This is a genomic window from Azorhizobium sp. AG788 (assembly GCF_943371865.1).
GTDB lineage: Bacteria > Pseudomonadota > Alphaproteobacteria > Rhizobiales > Xanthobacteraceae > Azorhizobium.
Map to the genome: position 1 here is coordinate 40,965 of NZ_CALRWL010000046.1, position 10,004 is coordinate 50,968.

Consider the following 10,004-nt stretch of genomic DNA (forward strand, 5'->3'; position numbering starts at 1 on the left):
TGCGCCGCCGCCCCGCCCGGCGCCAGCGGCGCCCGGCCCTCAGGAGCGGGAGGCGGACTTGCGCGGCGCCGTATCGGCGGGGCTGGCCACTTCCCATTCCGGCTTCACCGGCACGGTGTTGGCGGTCTCGACCACGGGGCCGGGCACGAAGGCGGCCACGGCGGCCTTGGCCCGCTCCACCACGCCGCCCTCGGCCTTGTTGGCCACATCGTCCCGCTTGCGGGCGCTGTCGGTATCGCCCTGGTTGGCGGCGAGCGAGAACCATTTCCAGGCTTCCGCCCGATCCACCGCCCCGCCCAGGCCGCGCCCATAGATCACGCCCAGATTATACTGGCTGTCGCGCAATCCGCGTTCGGCCGCCTTGCGGAACCAGGTGATGGCATTGGACCAGTCCGGCTTGCCGTCCACCCCGTCGGAATACAGCACCCCGACACTGTGCATGGCGCGCAGATTGCCGCGCTCGGCGGCCCATTGGTACAGCCGCTTGGCCTCGGACACGTTGCGGATGCTGAATTCATACAGGCTGCCCAGGCGATAGGCGGCGGGAACCGAGCCATGGGCGGCGGCAAAGCCCAGCCATTTCATGGCGGCGGCGGTATCCACGTCGGTGCTCTTGCCGTCGGCATAGCGCAAGCCCACTTCGCAGGCCGCGTCCGCATCCCCCGCCAAGGCGGCCGTCTTCAGGGCCGCGGGGCCGACCGGCGGCGGCAAGGCACTCAGCAAGCTTTTGTCCACCGGCGCGGGGCCACTGCCATCGGTGGCGGCCGGCGCCGTCACCAGGGCCTGGAGCCCGAACGTGCCGCCCTCGCGGGCGGTGAGCTTCACCGTCACCAGCCCCAGCACCAGGATCGCCGCGGCGACCCCGCCCAGGCGCAGCGCGGTATGGATGCGCCGCTCCGAGCGGCGCTTGCGGGCAATGCGGACGCCCTTTTCGTGGTGCTCGGCCCGATCGGCGGCGGCCACATAGTCCAGGCGCACCCGCGGCGCCTCGTCCACGGTGGCGCCTGAGGTCAATGCCGCTTCCAGCGCCGCCGCCTCGCGGGCACTGAGGGGCTTCTGCCGCGGGCCGCGTCCGTTTTCATGGGCGGCGCGGTCCCGTGCATGCGAGGGGGCCACACCGCGCGGACGGGGCGCGGCGTGGAGGGAGGCCTCCTCCACTTCACGCTGCCGCGCCTCCGGAACCACCCAGAGCGCAACGGCCTCGTGCGCCGGCCAGCTGCTATCCGGCGCCGATGCGGAGGGATCCGCCGGGCGCGGCTCGGGCCGGGGCGCGGTGCTCACAGGCGCCCATGTGGCGGGGGCCGGCGCGGTCTCGGGGCGGTCGCCACCGTTCGGCGCCGACACGCTCTCGGGCGCGGCCACGGGCGCGGGTTCGTCCTGGTCTGCCACCGGCTCCGCCGGCAGGGGCGCTTCATAGCGTCGGGTGGCGGCGGGCAGGGTCGGCAGACCGGGCCTCTCGCGGCGATGCCAGTCGGGCACGGCCGCGGCGGCTTCGGCCTCCGAAACCTCAGCGGCCAAAAGGTGAAGGGCGTCGCTGGGGTCGCGCGCCGGGCGTGCGCCGGCCTCGTCCATCAGTTCGGGCTCGCGGGATGCCGCCTGCAAAAAGGCAGGCCCCAGGATCTCCTGCCACAGCGGGTCGGACGCCAGATCATCGGCCTGCGACGGCCCGGGATCGCGGCCCTCAGGCGCAGCCTCGTCGCCGGGATGCCGCAGATACATCTCCCGAAACACCTGCCCGGCCTCATCCAAGGTGGCGAAGGCGGCGGTGCGCGGGGCGTCATCAAAATCCTGCGGGGACAGGCCCAAGGCTGCGGTCATAATAGGCAGATGCGCGTCGGCGGCGGGCCATGCGGCGTCCGCCGCGTCGTCGTCCTCGGTCAGGGATTCGCGCATGCGCTGCATGTCGCCGGTCATGCGCTGCAACAACGTCTCGATGCCGTCGAGCCGCTGCAACCGCACCTGGGACTCGCCCATGCGCTCGGTCAGCGTCACCAGATGGCGTTCCAGCACCCCCACCAAGGGCGCCAAGGTGGCCGCCTCGATGCCGCCGCCCTGGTCGATGCGTTCCAGGAGCTGGGTGACCTGCGCCGCCAGGCGCCCGTCCGTGGCCGGGGCCAGCGCCCGCACGTCCTGGGACAGTTGATCCAGCCGGTCGCGCAAGGCGGCAAGGTCGTCCGCGCCGGTGGGTGCGGGCGCCGCTTGCGCCGCCAGATGCTGCTCCAGGCGATCTTCGATGCGGGTCAGGGTTTCCGCCGCAATGCGGCCGAAGTCGGCACTGGCGGCGGTCACCGCTTCCAGCGCGCCCGCGCCCACCTCGGCCAGCTGCTGGGCCGCCTCCTGGCGCACCTGCTCGGCGGCTTGGGTGGCGTGGGCCAAGGTGCGGGCCACCAGATCCTTCAGTTCGGCGGTCTGGAGCTGCAGGCGCGCCACGGTCACCGGGTCCACCGCCTTGGCGTCGATCACGTCCAGCTTGCGGGCCATGGCCTCCACCGCCGCGGCCAGGGCCACGGTGGGCTCGGCGGCGCGCAGGCTCTCGATGCTGTCGCGCAGGCTGTCGATCCGGCCGCCCACGGTTTCGGCCAGTTGGGCGCCGGCCTGTTCCGCCTGACGGGCCTCGCCGCGGGCGTCCTTGACCTGGCGGCTGAGCACGCCCATGGCGCGATCCACGTCGCGCAGGACCTCCGGCGAGGCGGCAGCCTGGAGGCTGCTGCGCAGATTCTCCACGTCGGCGCGCAGATGCTCGATGGCCGAGGCGGAAAAGACAGCGTCGGAGAAGCGATCCGCGTTGCCGGTGTTCGCCATGCGCGCGGCGCCGTCCCTGCGATCCATGTCCGCCTCCCCGATCATCACCGGGCGCCTCCGCGCTGACCCGACCGAATCGCTTGCGAATCGATCTGAGCAGCATTCGTGCCTTTTGGTAAACGGAGCGTTAACCGTTGAAAAGCCTCAATGCGTAACGGTTACTTTCCCTTACGGAGCCTGCAACACGCTCCCCCTGCGTCGCCATCCGGCCTAACTAGCCCTCACGGGGTGCTCGTTGACGCTCGTTTCGCCGGTCGCTGTCGCTGCCCAAGGCAGGGCACGCCGGCGCCGGGTGCGGCTCACAGACGGAGAGTTTGATGGACGCGAACAATTTCGATGCGCTTGCTACGGGTTCCAGCACAGGCCTGACGGGCGTGGGCCTGCCGGTCACCGGCACGGGCCGCGCTTATGCGGGCAACGACGTCTATACCATTGGCGATCTGGCCCGCGAGTTCGGCGTCACGCTGCGCGCCCTGCGCTTCTATGAAGACAAGGGCCTGCTCTCGCCCCGGCGCGAGGGTCTCGCCCGGCTCTATTCCCCCGCTGACCGCGACCGCCTGACGGTGATCCTCAAGGGCAAGCGCCTCGGCTTCACTCTGGCGGAAATCCGCTCCCTGGTGGCCGCCCACGAAGGCCAGGCCGGGCGCGATCTGGCCCTGACCCGCGACCGCTGCCTCACCCAGCTCACCCAGCTGGAGCGCCAGCGCACGGAAATCGAAGCCGCCATCGCCGAATTGCGCGACACCGCCGACCGGCTCGCCGCCGCCGCCTGACCCCCGCCGTTTCCACAGCGTTCAAAGACGAAAAGGCCCGATCCGCCGGAGGATCGGGCCTTTTGTCGTTTGGCCGATGGGATCGGGCGGTGGCCCGTCCCCGTCAGGCGCCGAGCTTCTCCATCAGCGCGTCGGACAGTTCGAAATTGGCGGTGACGTGCTGCACGTCGTCATTGTCCTGCAGCGCATCCACCAGCCGCATCAGCTTCTCGCCGGTCTCGTCATCCACGGCGATGGTGTTCTGCGCCCGCCACACCAGGCCGGCCTTGCGCGGCTCGCCGAACTTGGCTTCCAGCGCGCGCTGGACTTCCGCGAGACTCTCCACCGCGCACACCACCTCATGGCCGTCCTCGGACGACACTACATCCTCGGCGCCGGCCTCGATGGCCACTTCCAGCAAAGCGTCGGCGTCGATCTTGCCGGCGTTGAACTCGATGGCGCCCAGGCGATCGAACATGAACGCCACCGAGCCGGTCTCGCCCAGATTGCCGCCGGACTTGGTGAAATAGGAGCGCACTTCCGAGGCGGTGCGGTTGCGATTGTCGGTCAGCGCCTCGACGATCACCGCCACGCCGCCGGGGCCGTAGCCCTCATAGCGGATCTCGTCATAATTCTCGCCGTCGGCCCCGGACGCCTTCTTGATGGCGCGCTCGATATTGTCCTTGGGCATGTTTTCGGCGCGGGCGGCCAGGATGGCGGCGCGCAGGCGCGCATTCATGGCCGGATCCGGCAGGCCCATCTTGGCGGCGACGGTGATTTCGCGCGCCAGCTTGGAGAACAGCTTGGAGCGCACCGCATCCTGCCGCCCCTTGCGGTGCATGATGTTCTTGAACTGTGAATGACCGGCCATGGTCGCCTCCCGATGACATGTGCCCCTCCCGCGCGTCTGAGCGCCGCCCGGAGAGGCTGATCGACTGTGCGCGCCTTATAGGTCGGCGCAATGGAAAAGGGCAAGGAAGGCGCATATCGCCCGCCAAACTGCCCCAGGGTGAGGCGCTTACGCCTCCCAGAAGGTGGGCCGCGCCTCTTCCAGCACCCCGCCCAGACGCACCGGCGCGATCTTGACCGCCAGCCCGGTGGCCGGATCGGTCTCCACCGCCACCCCGGACAGCGAGGCCGGCCCGGTGGCCGGTTCGAACCGCCCGGCGCCGATCTTGCGGGTGAAGCGGCGCAGCGGCTCTTCCTTGTCCATGCCGATCACGCCGCCATAGCTGCCGCACATGCCGATGTCGGTCATGTAAGCGGTGCCGCCGGGCAGAATGCGGTGATCGGCGGTGGGCACATGGGTGTGGGTGCCCACCACCAGGCTGGCGCGGCCGTCGCAATAATGGCCGAAGGCCTGCTTCTCGCTGGTGGTCTCGGCGTGGAAATCAACCACCACCGCATCGGCCACCCGGCCCAGTTCCATGCCGTCGAGGGCGCGATCCAAGGCGGCGAACGGATCGTCCATGGGGTCCATGAACACCCGCCCCATCACATTGACCACCAGAGCGGTGCCGCCGCGGCGGGTCTCCACCAGCGCCGCGCCCCGTCCCGGCGTGCCGGGGGGATAATTCATCGGCCGCACCAAGGCGTCCGCCCGCTCGATGAACACCAGCGCCTCGCGCTGATCGAAGGCGTGGTTGCCCAGGGTCACAGCATCGGCGCCGGCGGCGCGGATTTCCTCATAGATCGCCTCGGTAATGCCGAACCCGCCGGCGGCGTTCTCGCCATTCACCACCACCAGATCCAGTGCCCAGTCGGACACCAGGCCCGGAAGCCGGGTCATGACCACATCGCGGCCGGTGCGGCCGACCACATCACCGAGGAAGAGAATACGCATCCGAACCGCCGCAGGAGGAAAAGCCCTCCTCCGTTATCATCCCATCCACCGGTTCGTCATGGGGTTCGGCGGGCACATGGGCGGTTTCCTGGCAGGCGAAGGCAAATCCGAACGCCCGCACCGGCCCCATTGCCCGCAAGCCGGCCAGGGTGCGGTCATAATGCCCGGCGCCATAGCCGATGCGGAAGCCGGCGCGGTCAAAGGCGGCCAGAGGCACGATCAGATCCTGCGGCACCCGCTCGGGCGCATCCTCGGAGGGGGTGGGAATGGCATAGGCGCCGGCGGGAACCAAGGTGTCGCCGGCATTCCAGGCGCGAAACAGCAAGGGCGCATCGCGGGCGGTGACCACCGGCAGCACCAGATGCGCCCCGGCAGCCCACAGGCGATGGGCCAAAGGCGCAGTGTCGATTTCATCACGGAAGGGAGCGAACAGAGCGACGATCCGGCCCGCCACCGGGCTCAGGGCGGCCAGCGCATGGCGCGCGGCCAGATCGGAGGCGAGCGACCGGGCCTCGGCCCCCATGGCGGCGCGGCGCGCCAGCGCTTCACGGCGGAGGCTGGCTTTCATGGCGCGGTCGGTGAGACCGGCGCTGTCTGAGAGATCAATCGATGTCATCAGCAGAGAATAAGTGCGGAGCCGCAAAAGCCGTCGGAACTCGATCCCGGGAAACCTACAGCGTAGGTGGGCGCCGTGTGCCCAAGTCCACGGACGAGGGCAGGAACAGCTCCCTTAAGGATCGATAAGGCCCCGGGGAAATGTTTCCTAACGAACCCCACAGCCCCGCCTGTCGAATGTAGGCACTCCCGCGACCGGGCGCTAGGGGGATCTTGAGGGTATCTCGGGGGTATCTTGCCGGCAATCGGTACGCGCCCCCGGCGGGCCGTCAGCCCATGCCGATGGTGGTCACCGGCGCCGGGCCGATCTCGCGGGCGAGGCGCTCCAGGCGCTCGGCCACCTCGTCGATGGTGCGCGCCACGGCCTCTTCCCCCGCCTCCAGGCGGGCCAAAGCGGAGGCCCGCGCATCGCGCTGGCCTTCCAGGTCGCTTTCCAGCGCGCGGATGCGATTGCGCGCTTCCGCCAGTTCGTCGGAAATGGTGATGGCGGCCATGACGGTGAGGCGCTGGTCGCCGATCTCGCCAAAGGTGCTGCGCAACTGGTTGATGCGCGCATCGATATCGCGCCCCAGACGCATGAGGTGTTCCTCCTGGCCCTCGTCGCACGCCATGCGGTAATAGCGCCCGGCGATGGTCACACTCACATGGGCCATGCGCGCCTACCCCCCATGGGTCGCGAGCACGTCGCGGATGGTGGTCATGGCCACATCCAGCCGGCGGGTGACCTCGCGGCTGACATCCGCCACCTGGGAGGCTTCCGCCTGGGCCCGGTCCAGATCCGCCGCCAGACGGGCGCGGTCATTGCCCAAGGCATGCAGCTGCGCCAGGAGCGCCTCCTGATGGCGGTCCATTTCGCGGCGTCGATCCAGGGCATCGGACAGCCGATCCAGCGCCGCATGCAGCCGCTGGGTGGCGGCCTCGATGGGTCCGAACTCGGGCGGGCGTTGCTTGAGCGCATACATGACAGCCCAGTGTAGCCGAGTCGGTGGGCAAAGGGCCACCGCTTCAGACTTGTCAACGGGAAAGAGGATGAAGGCATCCTTTCCTCCCGGCTGCGGGCGCGGCGGGGCGCCGCAAGACCTGCCGTCAAGACCCGCCATCAAGACCCATCTTGCAGCGGTACCAAGGGACTGCGTACATAGCGACCAAAGCGAGAACACGGCAGTCGGGGGCGAGTGATGCGGCAAGGGGTTGGACGGGGGATGCGGGCGATGCTGCGGACGGCGCCGCGCGGGCTGGCCGTTGCTTTGGCGGCGGCCTGCCTCCTGAGCCATGGGCCGCTCGGCCTGGGCGCGGCCACAGCGGCGCCGGCCACGCCCCCGGCCGGGGCGGCGGCGGTGGCGCCCACCGCCGAAGGGCTGGTGCGCGCCCTCTACCAGAAATATCTGGAGACCGCCCCGGACACCGTGGTCGGCTTCGACTTCACCGACCCGGTGGTGGCGGCGGCCTATTTCGACCCGGCCTTGAGCAAGCTGGTGGTGGCCGATGCCCAATCCGGTGAACCGCGACTCAATTTCGATCCCTTCATCGAAGGCCAGGATTTCGAGATCAAGGCGGTGGCCATCTCCGCCAAGGGCGTGACCAAGACCGGCGCCACGGTGATCGCCCAGTTCGACAATTTCGATGAAAAGAAGACCGTCATCTTCAAGATGGTGCGCACCTCCGCCGGCTGGCGCATCGCCGACGTGCAATGGGATCGCAACCCGCAGACCCTGCGCGCCTTGCTCTCCACCAACGCCCGCTGATCCCGCGGCGCCCCCGGATGGCGCAAATTTAGGCGCGGCGCGTTTCGCGGCACACCCGCCTGCCGCGCCCGCCCGCGACGATGCGGCGCGGGGCCGCACGGGGACACCTGCCTTGACCTCGCCTTGCCCGTGCGTTTGACAGCACGCACCGCACTGCTATCAGTGCCGCCGCGAGGCTTTGCCTCATGCTGTCTGACCGTCTGTCATAGAGGCGCGCACGCGCCGGAGAATGCCCTTCATGTCGAGCCGCGACCTCCACAACCGCATGGCCAACGCCATCCGGTTCCTCGCCATCGATGCCGTGGAGACCGCCAACTCCGGCCATCCCGGCCTGCCCATGGGCACCGCCGACATCGCGACGGTCCTGTTCACCGAGACCTTGAAGTTCGACGCCGCCGATCCCCATTGGCCCGATCGCGACCGCTTCATCCTCTCCGCCGGCCACGGCTCCATGCTGCTCTATGGCCTGCTGCACCTGCTGGGCTTTGCCTCCGTCCCCATGGACGAGATCAAGCGCTTCCGGCAGCTGGGCTCGCTGACGCCCGGCCATCCGGAGAATTTCGTCACCCCCGGCATCGAGACCACCACCGGTCCGCTGGGCCAGGGCATCGCCACCGCGGTCGGCTTCGCGCTCGGCGAGCGCCTGATGGCCGCCCGCTTCGGTGACCAGATCGTCGATCACCGCACCGTGGTGCTGGCCTCCGACGGCGACCTCATGGAAGGCATCAGCCAGGAAGCCATCGACATCGCCGGCCATCTCAAGCTGTCGAAGCTGACCGTGCTATGGGACGACAACCGCATCTCCATCGACGGCCCCACCTCCTTGTCCGGCTCCACCGACCAGTGCGCGCGCTTCGCCGCCTCCGGCTGGCACACGCTGAAGGTGGACGGGCATGATCCCGTCGCCATTCTGGCGGCGGTGGAAGAAGCCAAGGCCTCCACCAAGCCGACCCTGATCGCCTGCCGCACCGTGATCGGCTTCGGCTCCCCGGCCAAGGCCGGCTCGGAGAAGGCCCACGGCTCGCCGCTGGGCGCCGCCGAGATCGAGGCCACCCGCAAGGCGCTGAACTGGGAAGCCGCCCCGTTCGAGACCCCCGCCGACGTGCATGATGCCTGGCGCGCTGCCGGCAGCCGTGGCGCCAGCGCCCGCGCCGCCTGGCAGGAGCGCCTCGCCGCGCTGCCCCAGGCCGACCGCGACGAATTCGAGCGCCGCCTGCGCGGCGACCTGCCCGCCGCCGCTCTGGCCGAGGCCATTGCCGCGGTGAAGGCCAAGGCCAAGGCCGATGGCGGCGCGGTGGCCACCCGCAAGTCGTCGGAAATCGTGCTCGACGCCATCACCAAGGCGGTGCCGGAACTGCTGGGCGGCTCCGCCGACCTCACCGGCTCCAACAACACCCGCGCCAAGGGCCAGAAGGCGGTGACGCCGGACGACTTCTCCGGCTCCTTCATGCATTGGGGCGTGCGTGAGCACGGCATGGCCGCGGCCATGAACGGACTGGCGCTGCATGGCGGCTTCATTCCCTATAGTGGCACCTTCCTGGTGTTTTCCGATTATTCCCGTCCCGCCATCCGCCTCGCGGCGCTGATGGGCGAGCGGGTGATCCATGTGCTGACCCACGATTCCATCGGCCTGGGCGAAGACGGCCCCACCCATCAGCCGGTGGAGCATCTGGCGGCGCTGCGGGCGATCCCCAACCTTCTGGTGCTGCGCCCCGCCGACACGGTGGAAACCGCCGAATGCTGGCAGATCGCGCTCGAAGCCAAGGACCGGCCCAGCGCGCTGATCCTGTCGCGCCAGAATTTGCCGCTGCTGCGCACCGAAACCACCGACGAGAACCGCACCGCCGGCGGCGCCTATGAATTGGTGGCCGCCAGCGGCGAGGCCCAGGTCTCGCTGTTCGCCACCGGCTCGGAAGTGGCGCTGGCGGTGGAAGCCCGCGCCCTGCTGGAAGCGGACGGCATCGCCACCCGCGTGGTGTCCGTGCCCTCGTTCGAACTGTTCCTCGCCCGCCCGCTGGTGGAACGCCGCGCCGTGATCGGCAAGGCCCCGGCCCGCGTCGGCATCGAAGCCGCCATCCGCATGGGCTGGGACTCGATCATCGGCTCGGACGCGGCCTTCGTCGGCATGAGCTCGTTCGGTGCCAGCGCACCGGCCAAGGATCTTTATCGCCACTTCGGCATTACGCCTCAGGCGGTGGTTGCCGCCGCGCTCGAGCAGCTGCGGCAGGGCTGAGGTCCGGCACGGCG

The 10,004-nt window shown here is 69.7% G+C and carries 9 protein-coding genes and 1 other RNA gene; 3 read left to right on the forward strand and 7 right to left on the reverse strand.

Annotation, left to right across the window (positions count from 1 at the left end; genetic code table 11):
* Window positions 1–39 precede the first annotated feature (39 nt).
* A complete protein-coding gene (locus AAG816_RS21435; RefSeq protein WP_341991722.1) occupies window positions 40–2,829 on the reverse strand; it encodes a hypothetical protein in 2,790 nt (929 codons plus the stop codon).
* Window positions 2,830–3,119: 290 nt separating this feature from the next.
* Here AAG816_RS21435 and AAG816_RS21440 point away from each other — a divergent pair, with 290 nt between their 5' ends.
* Window positions 3,120–3,575: a MerR family DNA-binding transcriptional regulator gene (locus AAG816_RS21440; RefSeq protein WP_341991723.1), complete on the forward strand. Its 456-nt coding sequence runs from the start codon at window positions 3,120–3,122 to the stop codon at window positions 3,573–3,575.
* 103 nt (window positions 3,576–3,678) lie between these two features.
* On the opposite strand, the gene AAG816_RS21445 is transcribed toward AAG816_RS21440, so the two are convergent.
* From AAG816_RS21445 to AAG816_RS21470, 6 genes are all read right to left on the reverse strand, one after another.
* On the reverse strand, window positions 3,679–4,425 hold the full coding sequence (locus tag AAG816_RS21445) for a YebC/PmpR family DNA-binding transcriptional regulator (protein ID WP_341991724.1): 747 nt from the start codon (window positions 4,423–4,425) through the stop codon (window positions 3,679–3,681).
* 147 nt (window positions 4,426–4,572) lie between these two features.
* Window positions 4,573–5,397: a TIGR00282 family metallophosphoesterase gene (locus tag AAG816_RS21450; RefSeq protein WP_341991725.1), complete on the reverse strand. Its 825-nt coding sequence runs from the start codon at window positions 5,395–5,397 to the stop codon at window positions 4,573–4,575.
* On the reverse strand, window positions 5,375–5,965 hold the full coding sequence (locus tag AAG816_RS21455; RefSeq protein WP_341991726.1) for a 5-formyltetrahydrofolate cyclo-ligase: 591 nt from the start codon (window positions 5,963–5,965) through the stop codon (window positions 5,375–5,377). The genes AAG816_RS21450 and AAG816_RS21455 overlap by 23 nt, the downstream gene beginning before the upstream one ends.
* Window positions 5,966–6,027: 62 nt before the next feature.
* Window positions 6,028–6,182, reverse strand: a non-coding RNA gene (ssrS, locus tag AAG816_RS21460) — 6S RNA.
* Window positions 6,183–6,281: 99 nt separating this feature from the next.
* Window positions 6,282–6,665 carry a cell division protein ZapA gene (locus tag AAG816_RS21465; RefSeq protein WP_341991727.1) on the reverse strand — a complete coding sequence of 128 codons (384 nt, stop codon included), beginning with the start codon at window positions 6,663–6,665 and terminating at the stop codon, window positions 6,282–6,284.
* 6 nt (window positions 6,666–6,671) lie between these two features.
* On the reverse strand, window positions 6,672–6,974 hold the full coding sequence (locus AAG816_RS21470) for a DUF4164 domain-containing protein (RefSeq protein WP_341991728.1): 303 nt from the start codon (window positions 6,972–6,974) through the stop codon (window positions 6,672–6,674).
* 249 nt (window positions 6,975–7,223) lie between these two features.
* On the opposite strand from AAG816_RS21470, the gene AAG816_RS21475 reads away from it, so the two are divergent.
* Both AAG816_RS21475 and tkt read left to right on the forward strand, forming a co-directional pair.
* Window positions 7,224–7,757: a hypothetical protein gene (locus AAG816_RS21475; protein WP_341991729.1), complete on the forward strand. Its 534-nt coding sequence runs from the start codon at window positions 7,224–7,226 to the stop codon at window positions 7,755–7,757.
* Between the two features lie 238 nt (window positions 7,758–7,995).
* Entirely contained in the window at window positions 7,996–9,990 is a 1,995-nt protein-coding gene (gene tkt, locus AAG816_RS21480; protein WP_341991730.1) for a transketolase, read from the forward strand.
* The last annotated feature ends 14 nt before the right edge of the window (window positions 9,991–10,004 follow it).

Excerpts from the sequence above, each read along its gene's own strand:
- AAG816_RS21455 (WP_341991726.1), bottom strand. The coding sequence starts at position 5,965 with ATGAAAGCCAGCCTCCGCCGTGAAGCGCTGGCGCGCCGCGCCGCCATG.
- AAG816_RS21450 (WP_341991725.1), bottom strand. The coding sequence starts at position 5,397 with ATGCGTATTCTCTTCCTCGGTGATGTGGTCGGCCGCACCGGCCGCGAT.
- tkt (WP_341991730.1), top strand. The coding sequence starts at position 7,996 with ATGTCGAGCCGCGACCTCCACAACCGCATGGCCAACGCCATCCGGTTC.
- AAG816_RS21445 (WP_341991724.1), bottom strand. The coding sequence starts at position 4,425 with ATGGCCGGTCATTCACAGTTCAAGAACATCATGCACCGCAAGGGGCGG.
- AAG816_RS21470 (WP_341991728.1), bottom strand. The coding sequence starts at position 6,974 with ATGTATGCGCTCAAGCAACGCCCGCCCGAGTTCGGACCCATCGAGGCC.
- AAG816_RS21435 (WP_341991722.1), bottom strand. The coding sequence starts at position 2,829 with ATGGATCGCAGGGACGGCGCCGCGCGCATGGCGAACACCGGCAACGCG.
- AAG816_RS21475 (WP_341991729.1), top strand. The coding sequence starts at position 7,224 with ATGCTGCGGACGGCGCCGCGCGGGCTGGCCGTTGCTTTGGCGGCGGCC.
- AAG816_RS21440 (WP_341991723.1), top strand. The coding sequence starts at position 3,120 with ATGGACGCGAACAATTTCGATGCGCTTGCTACGGGTTCCAGCACAGGC.
- AAG816_RS21465 (WP_341991727.1), bottom strand. The coding sequence starts at position 6,665 with ATGGCCCATGTGAGTGTGACCATCGCCGGGCGCTATTACCGCATGGCG.